Origin of the sequence: Rhodoferax aquaticus (assembly GCF_006974105.1) — a bacterium.
GTDB classification, from domain to species: Bacteria; Pseudomonadota; Gammaproteobacteria; order Burkholderiales; family Burkholderiaceae_C; genus Allorhodoferax; species Allorhodoferax aquaticus_A.
The window spans coordinates 2,751,322-2,770,479 of the sequence record NZ_CP036282.1 but is presented as its reverse complement, the minus strand read 5'-3'; the positions used below and the strand labels follow the sequence as shown (position 1 = coordinate 2,770,479).

The following is a 19,158-nucleotide window of genomic DNA, read 5'->3' as shown; positions in this document are numbered from 1 at the left end:
GGGTTTTGACCATCCTAGATACCGGCGGCCAATTTTGCAATGGTAGCGACCTGCTGCGCAATGGGCTGGGGTACCGCTTGTGTGCCGCTAAGCACTTGGCGTATGTACGCGGCTGTGATGTCGGTGTCAGTGCTTTTCGGGAGATCGGGAAGGACGCCTAAGGACCCGCCTTGGTAGGCGTCCAAGTCTTGGGCTACGCCTCCCACAATGGCTTGCATTTTGGGTGTGCGCCTAGGGTCGGCCACCGCTTCGCCTTCGGTGCCGCGAATCAGCAGGGCGTTGGCATTCAGAAGTTGCAGGGTCGCGGCCATGGACACTGCGTACTCGGGGTGCGTGTAGCTGGTGACTAGCAAGCCTTTGCCTGCACACGGGTTCATGAGCTTGACCAAGCTATGTGCTGGGTTGCGCAGGTTGAGCACGCGCCGCACTTCTAACAGGCGCTGCAAGCCAGGGCACAGCAAAGCGGTCGGATAGAACTTGACTGCTCCCGGTGCTATCTCTGTCATAGCGGTCTGCGCAGGTATATCAAGCGCTGCAAGCACTTTGGAGGTAAACACACGGCTGGACTCAGTCGCGGTGCCGTGTATCAAGACAGGTAAGCCTTCGCGAGCCAAAAGCAAGGCGAGCAAGGGTGTGAGCACCGGCAGTTTGCGCGCACCGTTGTAGGTGGGGATCACGATGGTGGGGCTTGTTGTCTGCGCTGACGGCACACGCTGCATGCGCGCATAGGTGGCATCCAGAAAGCCGGCCATTTCTTGGTCGGTTTCGCCTTTGATGCGCATGGCCACGCAAAACGCCCCCATTTCCAAGTCGGTCACGCTGCCATCCAGCACTTGGCCAAACAAGTCTGCCGCTTGTTCTCGGGTGAGTGGCCGTGCACCATCTTTGCCGCGCCCAATTTCTTTGATGTAGTGCCCAATGGCCATGTCAGCGTGCTCGGTTGATCGTCGTGCGGATGCCTGGTCGCTCAGTGTTGACGGCGAGTAGGTAGTGATTAAACCGCAGCCACGTTGGCACTGGCCAACACGGGCCCTTGGGGCTCCTCAGGCGGGACAGATAGTTCGGTGCTGTCAAACACATGTGCGTTGCCGCTCACGCTCAGCGTCACACGGGTGCCCACCGCGGGCGCGGTGCTGCTGGGGCAATGCACGGTGACGCGCAGGGCTTGGGCCAGTTCGACTGTGACACTGCACTCCGCTCCGCCAAAGTCGCAGTCCACCACGCTGCCATACACGGATGGGCGCTCGGTCGGAGCGATGGATGTGACGGTGGGGATCAAGGCAACGTGCAATTGCTCGGGGCGCAACATGATTTGCGCGCTACCGATGCGTTGCTGGTTGCTGACCGCCACGCGACCTAGCGCACAGTCGGCCCAGCCTTTGGTGAGTTGGGCGGGCAAGACCATGCTTTCGCCCAAAAAGCTGGCAATGGCAGGGTCTTTGGGGTGCAAATACAGCTCGCGCGGAGGGCCCGCTTGCACCAATTGGCCAGCACGCATGACCGCCACTTGGTCGGCAAATGAGAGTGCCTCTGCTTGGTCGTGGGTCACCAAAATAGTAGTCACGCCTGCTTTGCTCAGCAGCTGCGCAACGGCCTTACGAGTGCTGGCGCGCAAGCCGGTGTCTAGGGCAGAGAAAGGCTCATCCAGCAACATTAAGGCTGGGCGCAGGGCCAAGGCTCGGGCCAAGGCCACGCGCTGCTGTTGACCGCCAGACAACTCATGCGGCCAGCGTTTGAGCAAGGCTGCATCCAATGACACCATGTCCATCAATTCGGTGATGCGGTCTGCGCGGTCTGGCGCATGGCGAGCGAGACCAAAGCCAATGTTGTCGGCAATGCTCAGGTGGGGAAACAAGGCACCATCTTGCGGCACAAAGCCAATGCCACGTTTGTGGGCTGGCATGGCGGTGGGGCCATTGGCCATTTGCACGCCGCCGAGTGTGACGCTGCCGGTGTCAGGGGTTTCAAAGCCTGCAATGATGCGCAGCAAGGTGGTCTTGCCTGAGCCAGAGGGGCCCACGATGGCCGTGCGGCTGCCGGTGGCCACCACGAGGTCGATGTCATTGAGCACGGTATGGGGCCCGTAGGCCTTGCACACGCCGTTGATATGCAGTGCGTCAGAAGCGGTCATCGTCCAGCGGTCTTTTTAGATTGAATGTAGAGCAACCAGGTCATGGGCAAAGAGAGCAATACCATGGTCAATGCATAGGGGGCAGCACTTGCGTAATCAATTTCACTGGTGTAAGACCAAAAGGCCGTGGCCAGTGTGCGCGTGCCGTTGGGTGCCAACATCAAGGTGGCTGTGAGTTCGGTGGTGATGCCTAAGCCCACCAAGGCGATGCCCGCTGCAGCGCTTGGCGCTGCGAGACGCATGGTGACGTGCCACAAAGCCTGCGCGGGAGAGCGCCCTAAGCTGCGGGCCGCTTGCTCTAGTTCTACGGGCGCTTGGGCAATGCCGGTGCGCAAACTGATGATGGCGCGCGGCAAAAACATGAGCATGTAAGCCAGTAACACGGTGACCACGGTTTGGTACAACGGCAGTGCCACACGCACGGTGACGGTGACCATGGCCAGCGCTATCACTACGCCTGGAAGTGCGCCTACCAAATAAGCACTGGACTCCAGCCAGCGCGCCCGCCGCCCCGGCGCGCGCACAGACAACCACGATACCGGTATGGCGGCCACAGCGGTGAGTACGGCACCTGCCGCACCCAAGGCCAGTGTTTGCCAAACTGCACTGCCGACCTCGTCCCAACGCCAGACCTCGGCGCCGCCTGCAATCAGCCAGCGGCCCAGCGTGAGCAGCGGCACACCTAAAGCCAGCGCTGTCGTCAGTGCGGGTAGCAGCATGACGAACCATGTGGCGCGCCCGAGCGCAACGCGCTGTTGCAGGCGGGCTGCGCCTGTGCCTACCCGCGCGTAGCGGGCCTTGCCGCGTGCACGGGATTCGAGTGCCAAAAGCACAAAGCAGCACAGCATCAGAACGCCAGACAGCATGTTGGCCGCCGGGCCGTTGTAGCTAGATTGAAACTGGTCCACGATAGCGGTGGTGAATGTGTCAAACCGCATCATCACAAACAAGCCGTACTCGGCCAGCAAGTGCAGGCCAATCAAGAGCGAGCCGCCGCACAACGCCAGGCGCAGCTGTGGCATGACGACTCTGAAAAACACGGCCCAGGGGTTCAAACCCATGGAGGCCGCTGCGTCTTCCATGGCAGGGTCTAAGCGGCGCAGGGCCGCTGACAGCGGCAAATACAGAAAAGGAAAGTACGCGATGGTAGCCACCATCACGCCACCGAACAGGCCGTGCAAGCCGGGGGTGACCGTCATCCACGCATAGCTGTGTACAAAGGCTGGCACTGCCAGGGGTGCCACAGCCAACCACGACCAGATGCGTGCTCCGGGCAGGTCGCTGCGCTCGGTCAGCCAGGCCAAGGCCAAGGCCAGGGCGATACAAATGGGTACGGTGAGTGCCAACAACCAAGCGGTGTTGAGCAGCAGCTCGCCCACACGGGGGCGAAAAATCAAGGCACTGGCGGTGGCCCAACCGGTTTGGTAGGCCACCCACAGCACAAAGCACAGAGGCACCAAGGACAAAAGCGCCACCACAAGGGCAGCGCTTCCTAACCAGTTGCCGACGGGGGCATGGCTTTTCAATGAGCGCCCCGCACGTGGGCGGGGCCAGTTCAACAGGGCAAGGCGATTGGCAGACAAAAAAGTAGCACCCTGTTCAAATTCTCAAAAATCGTGCGGGAGTCGATGGGCTGCGCCGGACTTACAGCAAGCCCGCTTGCAGCATCAACTCGGACACTTTGCGGCTGTTGAGTTTACCGGGCTCCACTGCAGGGATTTGCAATTCAGCAATAGGGACCAGGGAGCGGTGGGATGCAGCACCTACGCCTACGGCGTATTCATAAGAGTCGCCAGTCTTCAGAATGTCTTGGCCGGCTTTGCCAGCAATCCACGCCACAAAGGCTTGGGCCTCCGCTTTGTGCTTGCTAGACGCCAGCACGCCGCCACCCGAGATGCTCATGAAAGCGCCTGGGTCTTGGTTGCGGAAGTAATGGGTTTCTGTGTTGTTGCTGTTTTCGCCGGTCTTGGCTTGGTCGCCAGCGCGGTAGTAGTGGTAGATCACGCCGCCATCAATTTGCCCTGCGTTCACGGCTTTGAGCACCACACCATTGCCTTTGTAGGCCACGGCGTTTTCCTTCATGGCCTTGAGCCAGGCCAGGGTTGCAGCCTCGCCTTTGAGTTCGAGCATGGCGCTCACAATGGCTTGGAAGTCAGCACCGGCGGGGGACGCAGCCCAACGGCCTTTCCACTGAGGCTGCGCCAAATCTAGGATGGATTTGGGCAGCTGCGACTTGAGCAGCTTGGACTTGTTGTACACAAACACGGTGCTACGCGCGGCAATACCAATCCAGCGGCCATTCGCAGGGCGGAAGTTAGCAGGCACAGACGCCAAGGTGGCTGCGTCCAAAGGCGCAAAGAGGTTGGCACCGTCGACCAGGGCCATGGACGGGGAGTTCTCAGTCAAAAACACATCTGCTGGGGAGGCGGCGCCTTCTTGCACGATTTGGTTGCCCAACTCGGTGTCGCTGCCATTGCGCAAGGTCACTTTGATGCCTGTTTGCGCGGTGAAGCCAGCCACCCATTCTTTGGTCAGGCTGACGTGCTGCGCGTTGTACACCACGATGCCTTCTGCGCTGGGCGTGACCGCAGCGGTTTGCGCGTGGGAGGCCAACGGCGCGGTGATCAGTGTGAGACCCAAAGCCAAGGCGTGGGAGAGAGACGAGAACGAAAACTTCATGAACTTGCCCATGGTGACGTTAAAACGGAATCGTTGAAAGATTTCGCAATCTAAATGCGAATAACTTTCGTTTGTATTGTAGTGTCAACCCGGCCCATGGGCCAAGTTCTTGGGTCCGTTTGGGATTGATCTAGCGCAATAGTTGGAGGGATGGGTTTGGGTGTGTGCCGTGGTTGCTATTTAAAACGTAGCTGCTTGCGCAATATCCATGGGCGCCAGAGGCACTTTTTGCCAATAGAGTGACCTAAACCTCGTACAGCTCAAGCGGCAAGCCGTCGGGGTCGGCAAAAAACACAAAGCGCTTGCCGGTGAATTCGTCCACCCGCACCGGCTCGACCGCAATGCCTTGGGCTTCCAGCTCTGCTTTGCTAGCGGCGACATCGGCTACTTGAAAGGCCAGGTGGCGCAGGCCACAGGCTTCGGGGTAGGAGGGGCGTGCGGGTGGGTTGGCAAATGAGAAAAGCTCTACCTGCGAGCCATCGGGCAGGGCCAAGTCCAGCTTGTAAGACTGGCGCTGCGCGCGGTAGTTTTCAGCGAGCACCTGCAAACCCAGCACTTGTGTGTAAAAGTGCTTGGAGCGCGCATAGTCTGAGCAAATGATGGCAGCGTGGTGAATGGCTAGTAGTTTCATGGCCTAGTCTCTTGTGGGGTCCATTGCAGCAATACGTAGGCGCCGTCGTCACTGGCGCCTGTGCCAACTTCGATCCAACCCTGCGCTTGGTAAAACGCCATAGCCGCGTGGTTGGCGCGCACGCATTTCAAGTGCCAAGGGCTGGGTAGCCAGCTTTGCAAGGATTCCAGCAAAGCACCCCCAAGGCCTTGTCCACGGGCCGTGGGATGCACATACAGGTGGTGAATGTAGGGCGTCTCGGTTTGCACGGATACAAAAGCTAAAAGTGCTTGGGAGGCATCGTGGGAGCTTGCAGCACGCGCAAGCCAAATGGTTTCGCCTTCAGACACATCGGCGAATGTAGTTTTGGCCCGTGAAGCGTCGGGCAGCCACTGGGCAGTCGACACACACAGCGCAAACAATGCTTGCACGGCGTCAGTGTCATCGGCGCGTTTGGGCTGAATCAGGAAGGGGTCTGGCAAGGGCTGTTTCGCTCACATGGGTTGAGGGTTCGAATGGTTTGCGCGTTGCGCGCTGCGCCACACGTCCGCTGGTAGGCGCATGAAGTCAAGCTCTTGGGTCGACTGCACCGCTTCACGCACAAAGCCCAAGCTTTGGTAGAGCTGCTGTGCGCCTAAGTTGTCGGCGTACACCCGCAGTGTCGCGCTGTTCGCTTGGGTATGTGCAAGCGCTGCCGCTATGAGTTGAGTGCACAACATGCGCCCCAGTCCTTGGCCGCGCCTGTGTGGGTCCACCAAGATGCGCCCCAGATGCACAGCGCCCGGCGCTATCACCCAATGCTGCGCAAACGCTAAGGGAACGTCATCGCTATGTGCCAAACAGTAGCTAACGCTTTGATCGACGTACAGCAACTCAGCCAGCCGGTCTGCCTCAAACGGAAACGACACTTTGGGTCCCGCCCAGCGCAGGCAGCTGGCGGCATCAGGGATCCACGTGGCGAGGGTGATGTAGTCCGAAGGGCAGGGTGGGCGCAGGCTGAGTTGCATGAAATCAAATTGAATGGTGTGAGCGAATGACTCAGTCGCTAGAGCTCAAAACCCCCGCTGCACCATGGCCACCAACTGGTCAAGTGCCGCGCCCCATCCGGCTTCGAAACCCATGGCGGCGTGTTGCTTGCAACCTGCTTCGTCGGCGTGGATGACGGTGGCGGTGTAGCGGGTGCCTTGTTCGGCGTCAGCCAGTTCCACCATGGCGGTGAACAAGAAGTTCACCTCGTCAGAGCCGCTGGTGGCGGCCGGTTGGCTGGGGCGAAAGCCGGGCAGCAAGGCGTTGGTCCACACCAGCTTTTCTTGGGGGACGATGTCTAGGTAGCAGCCAACATTGGGAAACTCTGCCCCTTCGGGTGACTGCATGGTGGTGCGAAAAAGGCCACCGGGGCGCAGGTCGATTTCGCAATCGATGGTCTTCCAGGGCAGAGGGCAAAACCAAGGCATCAACAACGCAGGCTCAGTCCACGCACGCCAGATCAGTGCGCGTGGCACATCCACCAGGCGCGTAAACGTCAGGTCCAGTTGGGCATTGGCTTGGTACACAGGCTGCATGGAGTCTCTCCTCAGGACTTAAAAAGGGTGCGTGGGCTGGCGACTCTAGGGGGCGCTATTTGGGGTAGAGCACCATTTGCGTACAGCGAAACAGGGCCAGCGTTTTGCCAGTTTCTTTGTGGGTTACCACAGCGTCCCACACCTGCGTGGTGCGCCCGATATGGGCGGCGGTGGCGCGGCAGGTGAGGGTGCCGTCACGCGCGGTGCCCAAGTGGTTGGACTTGAGCTCTATGGTGGTAAAGCCTGTGGCCTCAGGCGGAAGTTTGGCGATACAGCCGTAGCCCGCGCAGGTGTCTGCCAACGTGACCACGGTGCCAGCGTGCAAAAAACCATTGGGTGCCATCAGCTCGGGCTTGACCGGGAGCTCTGCACACACTTCGGTGCCGTTGACCTGGGTGATGGTGATGCCGAGGTGGCCGGGCAAATGGCCTGCGCCTAAGGCGTTGAAGCGGTCTGGAGTGTTCATGGGGTGCATTGAATAGGTGTTGCGTGGCGTTGGCGAACAAATATACCCGGCTCAACACAGCTCAGTGCGTGTGTGGCCCGAGGCAGACGGTGCCCCAGCGCACATAATGGCCGATGACCGACACCGATCCTCCCCACAAGCGCCGCGTGCGCTACGCAGGCACCCACCCCCGCCAATTTGAGGACAAATACAAAGAGCTAGACCCCACTCGTCATGCGGCCGAAGTGGACAAGGTCATGCAGCGGGGGCAAACGCCCGCCGGCATGCACCGCTCCATTTGTGTGGACGAGATTCTGGGCATCTTGAATCCGCAGCCAGGTGAGACCGGGCTTGATGCCACGCTAGGTTTTGGTGGCCACACCCAAAGCCTGATGCCCCGCGTGTTGCCCGGCGGGCGCATGTTTGGCATGGATGTAGACCCCATTGAGTTGCCACGCACCACACTGCGCTTGCGTGCTTTGGGCTTTGATGAGGCGGTGTTGGTGCTGACCCGGGCCAACTTCAGTGCGCTGGAGACCTTGCTACCCCAAGCGGGTGGCGGCTTTGATTTTGTGCTGGCGGATTTGGGTGTGTCGTCCATGCAAATTGACAACCCGGCGCGGGGCTTTAGCTTTCGGGCCGATGGCCCGCTGGACCTGCGTTTGGACCCCAGCAGCGGCCAGTCGGCCAGCGAGTTGCTGCAAACCGTGACCCGCCAGCGCTTGCGCGACCTGCTCACCGACAACGCCGATGAACCCTTTACCTTGGTGCTGGCTGCTGCCTTGCAAGGGCAGTATGTGGAAACCACTTTTCAGCTGGCTGAGTTGGTGCGCACCACGGTCGACAAAGCGCTCAAAGCCAATATGCCTGCCGAAGAGCGTGCGGCGGAAATCAAGAAGGCGCTGCAGCGCACCTTCCAAGCCCTGCGCATTGAGGTGAACAATGAGTTTGGCGTGCTGGACCAGCTCTTGGCGGCGCTACCGGGCTGCCTCAAACCCGGTGGGCGGGTGGCGATTTTGAGCTTTCACTCCGGCGAGGACCGCCGGGTGAAGAAGGCATTTCAGACCGGTGAGCGCAATGGTACCTACGCCAGCGTGGCGCAAGACCTGATTCGCGCCTCGTTTGACGAGCGCCGCGCCAATCCACGCTCTACCTCGGCCAAGCTGCGCTGGGCGGTGCGGGCGTGAGGGGCGCTTAAGCGGTTTGCCGAGGGGTGGCGTCCAGTCTGCGCAAGCAGCTATATAAAACATAGCTGCTTGCGCAGTATCTATGGGCGCTAGCGGCCTAAATGCACTGGGATTTAGACGCCCGTAAAGGCAAAGTCCACCTCAGCCGCCTTGCCACTCACAATGCGTGCAATCGACTTGCCAGAGCCGCAGGCATGGGTCCAGCCTAGCGTGCCGTGGCCCGTGTTCAAGAACAGGTTGGGCAACTTGCTCTTGCCGATGAGGGGCACATTGCTCGGGGTCGCGGGGCGCAAGCCGGTCCAGAAGCTGGCTTGGGTGGTGTCACCAGCACCCGGGAACAGCGCTTCCACGCGGCGCACGATGGCCTCGCAGCGCACGCGGTTCAGGTCACGGTCATAGCCATTGAGCTCGGCGGTGCCAGCAATGCGCAGGCGGTCGGTGCCGTCGCTGCCGGCCACAGGTGTTAAGCGCGAGAACACCAGCTTGTATTCGTCGTCGGTCAAACTCACTTGGTGGGCCATGGCCGCGTCTTTCACCGGCATGGTGACGGAATAGCCTTTGGCCGGGTAGATGGGCAAGTTGATGCCCAAGGGCTTGGCGAGCACAGGGCTCACGCTGCCCATGGCCAGTACGTAGGCGTCGGCGCGCAGGCGCTGGAAGCGCCCCTCGGCATCGGTGGCTTCGATGTGGTCAATTTGCCCGCCGGCTTCGCGCAGGGCGGTGACGGTATGGCTCATCAAAAACTTCACGCCTTGCGCTTCGCACAGCTTGACCAGTTCGCGGGCAAAGCGGTTGGCGTCGCCCGACTCGTCCTCGGCGGTGTAGGTGGCGCCTGCCAAGCGAGCGCGAATATGGCGCAAAGCGGGCTCCAAGGCCACGGCCTCGTCCGCGCTCACCACGCGGCGTTCGCAGCCCAAGGCGCGCATTTGTTCAGCCGGGGTGAGGGCGGCCTCAAACTCTTTTTGCGAGGTGTAGAAGTGCAAAATGCCTTGCGTGCGTTGGTCATAGCTGATTCCGGTGTCGCGGCGCAACTGCTGCAAGGTGTCGCGGCTGTAGGTGCCTAAGCGCACGATTTGCTGGATGTTGTGCCGTGTGCGCGCCGGTGTGCATTCGCGCAAAAACTGCAGGCCCCACAGCCACTGCCGCATGTCGGCCCGCAGGCGAAACAGCAAGGGCGCGTCTTCTTTGCCCAGCCATTGCAAGAGCTTAATGGGGGCGCCCGGGTTGGCCCAGGGCTCGGCGTGGCTGACCGAGATTTGTCCGCCGTTGGCGAAGCTGGTTTCCGCCGCCGGGGTGGCTTGGCGGTCTACCACGGTGACCTCGTGGCCGAGTTGGGATAAAAAATAGGCCGAGCTGACGCCCAGCAGGCCGCTGCCTAAAACGATAGTGCGCATTGCAAACTCACTTGATGTGGCCCGCGCGCGAACACATGCTGGTGCTTAGAAAAATAGCAGCATCGTGTCACGCACAGATGCCGCTCCCCCTGTCCTTGGTACCTGAGAGATTCACACCCTAGTCCCCTGAGGTGTTTGCTCCTTCGGTGCGCTGCGCGGGCCCAAATTGGGTGGCAGCGGCTCTCCAGACGGCGTTAAAAAGAATTGCAGTACATCACCTGTTGGGGGATACCTGAGCGTTCATGGGAGTTTGCGCCTTCGGTGGAGCGCTTAGGTGCGCTCACTCTCCTGCGGGGTGGATTCTAACGCCAGTAGTGGTAGCGCCAAGCGGTGTGAAAGCCCGCCTTGCGGTACAGCGCAATGGCGCCCGCGTTGTCTTCTTCCACTTGCAAGAACACACGCTCTAGACCTTGGGCAAGCGCCGCCTGCGCCAAACCCGCCAAAACGCGCCCCGCCAAACCCCGCCCGCGCTGGCCCACCACCGTGCGCATGCCATGGACGCTGGCCCACCCTTGACTCAGTGATGCAGTGCCTGCGGCCACAGCTTGGCCGTCTTCGACCACACAGGCATACACCACCGTGGCGCTGCGGCTCAACGCCTGCACGCGAAAGGCGCCATCCACAGGGTCAAACCCTGGCGCGGTGTAAACGCTGGCCCATTCCGCGGTGGGCTGCTGGCTCACGATCGCCGGTGTGCCTTGGCAAAACGTGCGCAGGCTGCTCACGCTGCCCACTTGGGTCAATGTGGGTTGTTGTGGCGCCAAGCCTTGGCTGGCCAGGGCCGCGCACACATCCGCCAGCCCGGCGACATCGACCACGCGAAAGCCCGGGGTCATGCCATGCGCTTGGTAGCGGGCACTGATGGTCGCTACGTCTTGCGCACGCAGGCTGTGGTGGCGCAAGGGCACCGCACTTTTGGCCCGGCCAATCGTGGAGGGATCAAAGGGCAGTAGCCAGCCGTTAATGGCCTCTACCGAAGCGGGGGCTACGGCGTCTAGCGTGGCGCGCTCAATGCTGGCAATGTCGGCATCGCTCAGGGGCGACTGGAGGGTGGAGTCTGTCATGGCGGGATGAGGCCGGGTCTGATGAAGCGGCCTAGTTGGAACTCAGGCGGCAACGTCGTCGGCGTAGTTCTCGGGGAAGAAGTGGCGCTCGATCATCTCAATCAAGATGTGCAGCACCTTGATGTGCAGTTCTTGCACGCGGTCGGCAAACTTGCCGCCCGGGGTGTTGACATACACGGTGCTCAGCGGCTCCAGCGGCGTGTTGGCCTTGCCGCTCAGGATGATGACTTCCATGCCGGCCGCGCGCGCGGCTTGGGCGGCACGCACAATGTTTTTGCTGGTGCCACTGGTGCTTAGCGCCAACAGGCAGTCACCGGGGCGGCCGTGTGCTTCAAGGTAGCGCGAAAACACTTGCTCGTAGCCATGGTCGTTACCCACGCAGGTCAAATGGCCAGCATCGCTGATGGCGGTGGCGGCGAGGGCCGCACGGTCGCGGCGGTAGCGGCCCGTAAGCTCTTCGGCAAAGTGCATGGCGTCACACATAGAGCCACCGTTGCCGCATGAGAAGACGCGGCCTTTGGCTTCAAACGTTCGAATGAGCAGGGCTGCGGCCGCTTCGATGGAGGCCAAACCGGCGGGGTTGCTGAGCAGGTTGTCCAGTGCAGACTGCGCCTCACGCAGGCTGGATTCGATGTGTGATTTCAAAAAAACTCCAATGCCACGCAGCACGCGGGGCCAGTTGTGGGGGGAGTGCAGACTGTACCGAAAAACCGTGCTTCCTCTAAACTCGCGGGCTTCTAGGGGAAAACATGCTGGTTTTGGGTTTTGAGTCGTCCTGTGATGAAACAGGGGTTGCCATGGTGCAAACGCGCGAGCACGGTGTGCCCACCTTGTTGTCGCACGCGCTGTTTAGCCAAATTGAGATGCACCAAGCCTATGGCGGTGTGGTGCCTGAGTTGGCCAGCCGCGACCATATTCGGCGCGTGCTGCCTTTGACGCAAGAGGTTTTGGAGGCGTCTGGTCGCAGCTTGGCGGAAGTGGATGTGGTGGCCTACACCCGTGGCCCGGGTTTGGCGGGTGCCTTGTTGGTGGGCGCGGGCGTGGCCTGTGCCATGGCCGCGGCGTTGGGCAAACCGGTGTTAGGCGTGCACCATTTGGAAGGGCATTTGCTCTCGCCCTTTTTGAGTGAAGACCCGCCGGAGTTTCCCTTTGTGGCGCTGCTGGTCTCTGGAGGCCACACGCAGCTTATGCGGGTCGATGGGGTGGGGCGCTACGAGATGCTGGGTGAGTCGATTGACGACGCCGCCGGCGAGGCATTTGACAAGTCTGCCAAGCTCATGGGCCTGGCCTACCCCGGTGGCCCCTTGCTGGCGCGCATGGCCGAAGAGGGCGACCCTAAGGCCTACGCCTTGCCAAGGCCTTTGTTGCACAGTGGTAATTTAGATTTTTCATTCGCCGGTTTGAAAACGGCGGTGCTGGTGCAGTCACAAAAGATCATGGCGGCTGCTGATGTGGCGCAGTTTGAAGACTTGCCGCATGGCGTGCGCTGCGACTTGGCGGCGTCTACCCAAGCGGCGATTGTCGAGGTCTTGGTGAAGAAGTCGCTAACGGCTTTGAAGCAAACCGGTATGTCCCGGTTGGTAGTGGCCGGTGGTGTGGGCGCTAACCGCAATTTACGTGCCCAACTCAATGCCGAGTGCGCCAAGCGCAAGGTGCGTGTGCATTACCCAGAGATGCATCTGTGCACGGACAACGGCGCCATGATCGCCATGGCAGCTGCCATGCGCCTGCAAAGCGGCTTGCAAGCGGCGACCACGCACTATGCCTTTGACGTCAAGCCGCGTTGGCCTTTGGACATGATTTAGTGGGGTGAAAAGTGGCTTTTGCGCCCATCTATATTGCGCAGGAAGCTCATTTATTTGTAGCAAGTAATGAGCTGCCTGCGCCAGTGCGCATTACTGGATGCTGAGTTCGGTAGCGGTGTTCACCGGTACTTTTTTCGCCAGCTTCAAGGTCAGCACGCCATTGTCCAGCTTGGCTTCGCTCAAGGCGCTGTCAATGTCTTGGGGCAACTCATACGCTGCGCGGTAGCGTCGGCTTGCACCTTCTTTGGTGCTGATGCGCACCACTGCGTCTTCAATCGAAATCGTGAGTTGGTCCTTGGCGATTCCGGGTACGTCCAAGCTCAATGTGAATGAGGTTTCGTCTTGGGTGTAGGCGCATCCTTGTTGGCGAGCAGCAAAGAGTGCATCGTCCAAGAAACGGCCCGCGGCCGAGTTGACGTAACGGCGTGTGTTAGCTTGAAATGGGGATTGGGTTGCTGCGAAAAACATGGTGTAACTCCTGGTACAGATTGCGACCCTCACGGTAAGCGCCGCATGCACCTAAACTGCGCACCATTGCCGTCATTTCAAGAGAAAGATATCGATCTTTATTCTTTGTAGGTGGCTCTTGAATTCAGCCGTTGCGACGCAATTTCGGGCGACCTTTGCTTAGAAAAATCGGGCTTTGTACGTGTGAGGCCCTAGTTCGGTACACAGCTCGCTGGGCAAAGAGCCTCTGTCCGCGCTATAATCGACAGGTTTTGCATTCGGCAAGACGCACGTTTTTGGCAGTTCCAGTCGAAAACGCAAGTACTAAACCGAGTTGTGTCTTTACGGCGCAATCTCATACAAGGAAAACACATGATTGCTTCTAGCATTAAAGCCGCTGTCGTCAAAGACAACGCACGCCAAGCCGGCGACACAGGTAGCCCAGAAGTGCAAGTTGCACTGTTGACTGCCCGTATCAACGAACTCACCCCCCACTTCAAGACCCACGCCAAAGACCACCACGGTCGCCGCGGTCTGTTGCGCATGGTGAGCCGCCGCCGTAAGTTGTTGGACTACTTGAACTCCAAAGACCACGATCGTTATGCTGCCTTGATTTCCAAGCTTGGCCTGCGCAAGTAATTGGTTCATTGAATGACAGACGCCTGAGTTAGGTCACTAGCTCAGGCGTTTTTTACTTCGGAGACGGCAAAAACGGAGCGAAGCTGTGTCATTCCAAAGAAATTGGGCAAAGTTTCTCTGGAATGGCATCGTGTTCTGTGTTGTTGAATCCGGGCTTGGGCGAGGTGGCCTTTACCTTCCAAATCCGTGGTGCTGCCAGTGCAGTGCTGCAATAACAGGAGATCCACAATGTCAATTTTCAACAAAGTAAGCAAGACTTTTCAATGGGGCCAACACACGGTCACCATGGAAACCGGCGAAATCGCTCGCCAATCCACCGGCGCTGTGCTGTTGGACATGGATGGCACCGTGGTGCTGGCCACTGTGGTCGCTAAAACCGAAGGTAAACCTGGCCAAGACTTCTTCCCACTGACCGTGGACTACTTGGAAAAGTCCTACGCTGCGGGCAAGATCCCTGGTAGCTTTTTCAAGCGCGAAGGCCGCCCCAGCGAATTCGAAACGCTGACTAGCCGTCTGATCGACCGCCCCATCCGCCCCCTGTTCCCTGAAGGCTTTTTCAACGAAGTGCACGTGGTGGTGCACACCGTGTCGTTGAACCCTGAAGTGGATGCTGATATCGCAGCCATGATCGCGGTGAGCGCGGCTTTGTCTGTGTCTGGCGTCCCATTCAACGGCCCCATCGGCGCGGCCCGCGTGGGTTATGTCAACGGCGAATACGTCTTGAACCCCGGCCAAACCGCCCGCAAGAACTCCATCATGGACTTGGTGGTGGCTGGTACTGAATCTGCCGTGTTGATGGTGGAATCTGAAGCGGCTCAACTGTCCGAAGAAATCATGTTGGGTGCTGTGGTGTTTGGTCACGAGCAAGGCAACATTGCCATCAACGCCATCCACGAGTTGGTGCGCGACGCCGGTAAGCCTGTTTGGGACTGGAAAGCACCTGCCAAGGACGAAGCCTTGATCGCCAAGATCGACGCTTTGGCCAAAGACAAGCTGGTTGCGGCCTACCAAATTCGTAACAAGCAAGCCCGCACCCAAGCATGCCGTGCTGCGTACTCCGAAGTCATGGCCGCTTTGAAGGCGGACGGCGCTGCGTTTGACTCCGTAGCTGTTGAAGGTTTGTTGTTTGATATCGAAGCGAAGATTGTTCGCAGCCAAATTTTGGCAGGTGAGCCCCGCATCGACGGCCGTGACACACGCACTGTGCGCGCGATTGAAATTCGCAACGGCGTGCTGCCCCGCACCCATGGCTCCGCTTTGTTTACCCGCGGCGAAACTCAAGCTTTGGTGATCGCTACGTTGGGCACCGAGCGTGATGCCCAACGCATTGACGCTTTGTCCGGTGAGTACGATGACCGCTTCATGTTGCACTACAACATGCCTCCCTTTGCCACTGGCGAAACTGGTCGCGTAGGTACCCCTAAGCGTCGCGAAATCGGTCACGGCCGTTTGGCTAAGCGTGCTCTGGTGGCAGTGCTGCCAACGAAAGAAGAGTTTCCTTACTCTATCCGCGTGGTGTCTGAAATTACAGAGTCCAACGGTTCGTCTTCTATGGCGTCGGTGTGCGGTGGCTGCTTGTCCATGATGGATGCTGGCGTTCCTTTGAAGGCGCACGTCGCTGGTATCGCCATGGGCTTGATCAAGGAAGACAACCGCTTTGCGGTGTTGACCGACATCTTGGGTGATGAAGATCACTTGGGTGATATGGACTTTAAGGTGGCGGGTACCACCAACGGTATCACTGCGTTGCAAATGGATATCAAGATCCAAGGTATCACCAAAGAAATCATGCAAGTGGCGTTGGCGCAGGCCAAGGAAGCGCGCATGCACATCTTGGGCAAGATGCAAGAAGCGATGGCTGAAGCTAAGACCGAAGTCTCCAACTTCGCGCCTCGCTTGTTCACCATGAAGATCAACCCAGAAAAGATCCGTGACGTCATCGGTAAGGGTGGTTCTGTCATTCGTGCATTGACCGAAGAGACGGGTACCCAAATCAATATCGATGAAGACGGCACGATCACGATCGCATCCTCCGACCCTGTGAAGGCTGAAGAGGCTAAGCGTCGTATCGAGCAGATCACTGCAGAAGTTGAAATCGGTAAGGTTTACGAAGGCCCCATCGTGAAGTTGTTGGACTTCGGTGCTTTGGTGAATTTGTTGCCTGGTAAAGACGGTTTGCTGCACATCAGCCAAATCGCCCATGAGCGCGTGGAAAAGGTCACTGACTACTTGTCCGAAGGCCAAATCGTGAAGGTCAAGGTCATGGAGACCGACGAAAAGGGACGCATCAAGCTGTCTATGAAGGCACTGATTGAGCGCCCGACATCTGCCGCTGATCACGCGTAAGGTAGCTGCAATTTGCTATGGATTTGGTAGCTGCATACGCAATGTGCATGTGCGCTACCGGCCTAACATGCCATGAATGTTGTTGAGATATCGGCCTTTGGTGAGCCCGAGGTCCTTCGTCTAGCCCGGCGCCCAGAGCCTGTTGCGGGTGCGGGAGAGGTGTGCATACGCGTGAGTGCCAGTGGCATTAACCGGCCTGATGTCTTGCAACGCCAAGGCAAGTACCCCGCGCCTGCAGGTGCTTCTGACATCCCAGGACTAGAGGTCGCGGGTGTCATCCTCTCGGGCGACCTTGATGCCATGGCCTTGGCTGGCCTCAAAGTTGGTGACCGTGTTTGTGCCTTGCTTACTGGCGGTGGGTATGCGCAGTACTGCGTGGCTCCTGTTGCGCAGTGCCTGCCTGTCCCCCAAGGATTGACGGATATCGAGGCAGCTAGCTTGCCCGAGACTTTCTTCACTGTCTGGAGCAATGTGTTCGAGCGCGGCGCCCTGAGGGTGGGCGAGTCGATTTTGATTCAGGGGGGCGGTAGTGGCATTGGCGTCACTGCAATACAGTTGGCAAAGGCACGAGGCGCTCGCGTCTTTGTGACGGCCTCTGGTGCGGAGAAATGCGCGGCTTGTCTAGCGCTTGGTGCGGACTACGCCATTGACTACACAACGCAAGACTTCGTTGCGGAGATTGCGCGTATCACCGATGGTCGCGGCGTGGACCTTGTTTTGGATATGGTGGCTGGCCCCTACATTGAGAGGGAAGTTGCTTGCCTTGCTGATGACGGGCGGCTGGTCATCATTGGTGTGCAAGGTGGAGTGGCCGCACAGTTCAACGCTGCATCGGTGCTGCGCAAGCGTTTGACTATCACCGGATCTACACTGCGCGCGCGTTCGGTCGAATTTAAACAAGCGATTGCGCAAGCCCTTTGCAGAGAGGTGTGGCCTCTGCTTGAGGCTGGGCGCGTAAAACCGGTGATTCACACTGTCTTTAAGGCAGAAGATGCGATGTCGCCAACCGGGACTGGCGCGGTGCAAGCGCACGCGCTGATGGAGTCCAATCGGCACGTTGGGAAAATAGTTTTGACATGGGGTTCCACATGAAAAAATTGATTGTTGGCAATTGGAAGATGAACGGCGATTTGGCATCGAATGCAGCTTTGTTGCAGACATTGATGCCAAAGATTACCAGTGCGACTTGCACCGTGGCCGTATGTGTTGCGGCACCTTATTTGGCGTCGGTGCAAGCCTTGTTGTCAGGTAGTGCGATGCAGTGGGGCGCACAAGATGTGTCGCAACATGAGGTGGGGGCCTACACAGGTGAGGTATCGGCTGCAATGTTGCGCGATTTTTCCGCGCGTTATGTCATCGTTGGTCATTCTGAGCGACGTCAGTACCACGGGGAAACCGATGTACATGTGGCTCTTAAAGCCCAACGTGCATTGGCTGCAGGCATTACACCTATCGTCTGTGTGGGCGAGACACTGGCGGAGCGAGAGTTGGGGCAGACCGAAGAAATCGTGAAGCGCCAACTTGCTGCGGTCATCCACGCCAACGGCCACTGCATCAGTGAAATCGTGGTTGCCTACGAGCCAGTTTGGGCGATCGGCACGGGTAAGACGGCGTCGCCAGAGCAAGCGCAACATGTGCATGCTGTCTTGCGTGCGCAACTGCGTGCAGCGAGCGCACATGCAGATAAGGTACACATTTTGTACGGCGGCAGCATGAACGCTGCGAATGCTCAGCAGCTCCTTGCCCAAGCGGATATTGATGGAGGCCTGGTTGGAGGGGCCTCGTTGAAAACGGCGGATTTCTTGTCCATTATTGCGGCCGCTTCGTAAGCGTCGGCAGTACTACTTTTTTGATTTAGGAGATAGATGTGAGTATTTTGGTAACGGTGATTTTGACGGTTCAAATGTTGTCTGCCTTGGCCATGATCGGTTTGATTTTGGTTCAGCACGGCAAGGGTGCTGACATGGGGGCTGCCTTTGGTAGTGGTGGTTCGGGGAGCCTTTTTGGTGCCAGCGGTAGCGCCAACTTTTTGTCGCGGACTACGGCCGTTTTGGCCACAGTTTTCTTTGTTTGCACTTTGGCCTTGGCCTATTTTGGCAATCTGCGTCAACCGACTGCTGGTAGCGTTTTGGAGACTGCTGTTCCCGTTGCGCCTGCAGCTCCCGCCGGTTCAGCCGTGCCGGTGGCCCCTGCGCCGCAAGCGCCCCAAATCCCTGCAAAATAATCCCTTCATAAATGCATTCTCCCTTCCAAAACGGGGGGGAATTCAGGGTAAACTCTATCGTTGTCGAGAAAGCTAAATCTGCAAAGATCCTCACGCAATCTTGACATCTGAGAGCCGCCGTCGTGGTGAAATTGGTAGACACGCTATCTTGAGGGGGTAGTGGCGAAAGCTGTGCGAGTTCGAGTCTCGCCGACGGCACCAAATAAAAGCGGATTGCAATGTTTGTCTACTTGCGCAATCTTGTTGTGGTGATCAGAATCTCAAAATGAACCTCGATCAATATCTTCCTGTTTTGTTGTTCATCTTGGTGGGCATCGGTGTGGGCGTGGTGCCCCAAGTTCTGGGCTATGTACTTGGCCCTAACCGTCCTGATGCAGCCAAAAACTCCCCCTATGAATGCGGCTTTGAAGCGTTTGAAGATGCGCGGATGAAGTTTGATGTTCGCTACTACCTAGTTGCGATTTTGTTCATTCTGTTTGATCTCGAAACAGCGTTTTTGTTTCCTTGGGCGGTCTCTCTTCGTGAAATTGGTTTGATGGGCTTTTTGATAGGTCTCGAATTCGTAATTGTGCTGACGATTGGCTTCGTCTACATGTGGAAAAAAGGTGCCCTAGATTGGGAGTGA

General features: G+C 58.6%; 21 protein-coding genes, 1 tRNA gene and 2 riboswitches. Of the genes, 9 read left to right on the top strand and 13 right to left on the bottom strand.

Going from position 1 to position 19,158, the window contains the following annotated elements:
- Positions 1–14: 14 nt before the first annotated feature.
- The 9 genes from ybiB to EXZ61_RS12660 form a co-directional block, all read right to left on the bottom strand.
- A complete protein-coding gene (gene ybiB, locus EXZ61_RS12700) occupies positions 15–926 on the bottom strand; it encodes a DNA-binding protein YbiB (RefSeq protein ID WP_142812115.1) in 912 nt (303 codons plus the stop codon).
- Positions 927–994: 68 nt separating this feature from the next.
- Positions 995–2,131 carry an ABC transporter ATP-binding protein gene (locus EXZ61_RS12695; protein ID WP_142812114.1) on the bottom strand — a complete coding sequence of 379 codons (1,137 nt, stop codon included), beginning with the start codon at positions 2,129–2,131 and terminating at the stop codon, positions 995–997.
- Entirely contained in the window at positions 2,128–3,714 is a 1,587-nt protein-coding gene (locus tag EXZ61_RS12690; RefSeq protein ID WP_142812113.1) for an ABC transporter permease, read from the bottom strand. The genes EXZ61_RS12695 and EXZ61_RS12690 overlap by 4 nt, the downstream gene beginning before the upstream one ends.
- Positions 3,715–3,775: 61 nt before the next feature.
- Positions 3,776–4,810 (bottom strand): iron ABC transporter substrate-binding protein, encoded by a 1,035-nt coding sequence (locus EXZ61_RS12685; RefSeq protein ID WP_142812112.1) that lies wholly within the window; start codon positions 4,808–4,810, stop codon positions 3,776–3,778.
- 244 nt (positions 4,811–5,054) lie between these two features.
- Positions 5,055–5,441 carry an SMU1112c/YaeR family gloxylase I-like metalloprotein gene (gene gloA2 / locus EXZ61_RS12680; RefSeq protein ID WP_142812111.1) on the bottom strand — a complete coding sequence of 129 codons (387 nt, stop codon included), beginning with the start codon at positions 5,439–5,441 and terminating at the stop codon, positions 5,055–5,057.
- On the bottom strand, positions 5,438–5,902 hold the full coding sequence (locus EXZ61_RS12675) for a GNAT family N-acetyltransferase (protein ID WP_142812110.1): 465 nt from the start codon (positions 5,900–5,902) through the stop codon (positions 5,438–5,440). The genes gloA2 and EXZ61_RS12675 overlap by 4 nt, the downstream gene beginning before the upstream one ends.
- 12 nt (positions 5,903–5,914) lie before the next feature.
- Positions 5,915–6,427 carry a GNAT family N-acetyltransferase gene (locus tag EXZ61_RS12670; protein WP_142812109.1) on the bottom strand — a complete coding sequence of 171 codons (513 nt, stop codon included), beginning with the start codon at positions 6,425–6,427 and terminating at the stop codon, positions 5,915–5,917.
- Between the two features lie 45 nt (positions 6,428–6,472).
- Entirely contained in the window at positions 6,473–6,982 is a 510-nt protein-coding gene (locus tag EXZ61_RS12665; protein ID WP_142812108.1) for an SRPBCC family protein, read from the bottom strand.
- Between the two features lie 55 nt (positions 6,983–7,037).
- Positions 7,038–7,457 carry a PaaI family thioesterase gene (locus EXZ61_RS12660; RefSeq protein WP_201799075.1) on the bottom strand — a complete coding sequence of 140 codons (420 nt, stop codon included), beginning with the start codon at positions 7,455–7,457 and terminating at the stop codon, positions 7,038–7,040.
- Between the two features lie 104 nt (positions 7,458–7,561).
- Here EXZ61_RS12660 and rsmH point away from each other — a divergent pair, with 104 nt between their 5' ends.
- Complete coding sequence (rsmH, locus tag EXZ61_RS12655) at positions 7,562–8,614, top strand: 16S rRNA (cytosine(1402)-N(4))-methyltransferase RsmH (protein ID WP_142812106.1); 1,053 nt, start codon at positions 7,562–7,564, stop codon at positions 8,612–8,614.
- Between the two features lie 113 nt (positions 8,615–8,727).
- Here the strand turns inward: rsmH and EXZ61_RS12650 are convergent, their stop codons facing one another.
- From EXZ61_RS12650 to EXZ61_RS12640, 3 genes are all read right to left on the bottom strand, one after another.
- A complete protein-coding gene (locus tag EXZ61_RS12650; RefSeq protein WP_142812105.1) occupies positions 8,728–10,008 on the bottom strand; it encodes a D-amino acid dehydrogenase in 1,281 nt (426 codons plus the stop codon).
- A 79-nt stretch (positions 10,009–10,087) separates the two neighbouring features.
- Positions 10,088–10,206: riboswitch (glycine riboswitch) on the bottom strand.
- A 12-nt stretch (positions 10,207–10,218) separates the two neighbouring features.
- Positions 10,219–10,309: riboswitch (glycine riboswitch) on the bottom strand.
- A 1-nt stretch (position 10,310) separates the two neighbouring features.
- A complete protein-coding gene (locus EXZ61_RS12645) occupies positions 10,311–11,072 on the bottom strand; it encodes a GNAT family N-acetyltransferase (protein ID WP_142812104.1) in 762 nt (253 codons plus the stop codon).
- Between the two features lie 42 nt (positions 11,073–11,114).
- Positions 11,115–11,717 (bottom strand): SIS domain-containing protein, encoded by a 603-nt coding sequence (locus EXZ61_RS12640; RefSeq protein ID WP_142812103.1) that lies wholly within the window; start codon positions 11,715–11,717, stop codon positions 11,115–11,117.
- A gap of 104 nt (positions 11,718–11,821) precedes the next feature.
- On the opposite strand from EXZ61_RS12640, the gene tsaD reads away from it, so the two are divergent.
- Positions 11,822–12,877, top strand: a complete 1,056-nt coding sequence (gene tsaD / locus EXZ61_RS12635; protein WP_142812102.1) for a tRNA (adenosine(37)-N6)-threonylcarbamoyltransferase complex transferase subunit TsaD — start codon at positions 11,822–11,824, stop codon at positions 12,875–12,877.
- 90 nt (positions 12,878–12,967) lie between these two features.
- Here the strand turns inward: tsaD and EXZ61_RS12630 are convergent, their stop codons facing one another.
- Positions 12,968–13,345 (bottom strand): Hsp20/alpha crystallin family protein, encoded by a 378-nt coding sequence (locus tag EXZ61_RS12630; protein WP_142812101.1) that lies wholly within the window; start codon positions 13,343–13,345, stop codon positions 12,968–12,970.
- Positions 13,346–13,696: 351 nt separating this feature from the next.
- Between EXZ61_RS12630 and rpsO the strand changes: the two genes are divergently transcribed.
- The 7 genes from rpsO to EXZ61_RS12595 all read left to right on the top strand — a co-directional run bounded on the left by rpsO (position 13,697) and on the right by EXZ61_RS12595 (position 19,158).
- A complete protein-coding gene (gene rpsO, locus EXZ61_RS12625) occupies positions 13,697–13,963 on the top strand; it encodes a 30S ribosomal protein S15 (RefSeq protein ID WP_142812100.1) in 267 nt (88 codons plus the stop codon).
- A gap of 228 nt (positions 13,964–14,191) precedes the next feature.
- The gene (pnp, locus tag EXZ61_RS12620) at positions 14,192–16,309 is read left to right on the top strand and encodes a polyribonucleotide nucleotidyltransferase (protein WP_142812099.1); all 2,118 of its coding nucleotides are present in this window, start codon (positions 14,192–14,194) and stop codon (positions 16,307–16,309) included.
- 72 nt (positions 16,310–16,381) lie between these two features.
- Entirely contained in the window at positions 16,382–17,401 is a 1,020-nt protein-coding gene (locus tag EXZ61_RS12615; RefSeq protein ID WP_142812098.1) for an NAD(P)H-quinone oxidoreductase, read from the top strand.
- Entirely contained in the window at positions 17,398–18,138 is a 741-nt protein-coding gene (gene tpiA, locus EXZ61_RS12610) for a triose-phosphate isomerase (RefSeq protein ID WP_237218955.1), read from the top strand. Before EXZ61_RS12615 ends, tpiA begins: the two co-directional genes overlap by 4 nt.
- A gap of 38 nt (positions 18,139–18,176) precedes the next feature.
- Complete coding sequence (gene secG, locus EXZ61_RS12605; RefSeq protein ID WP_142812096.1) at positions 18,177–18,533, top strand: preprotein translocase subunit SecG; 357 nt, start codon at positions 18,177–18,179, stop codon at positions 18,531–18,533.
- Positions 18,534–18,649: 116 nt separating this feature from the next.
- Positions 18,650–18,734 (top strand) — tRNA-Leu (locus EXZ61_RS12600).
- Between the two features lie 64 nt (positions 18,735–18,798).
- Positions 18,799–19,158 (top strand): NADH-quinone oxidoreductase subunit A, encoded by a 360-nt coding sequence (locus EXZ61_RS12595; RefSeq protein WP_142812095.1) that lies wholly within the window; start codon positions 18,799–18,801, stop codon positions 19,156–19,158.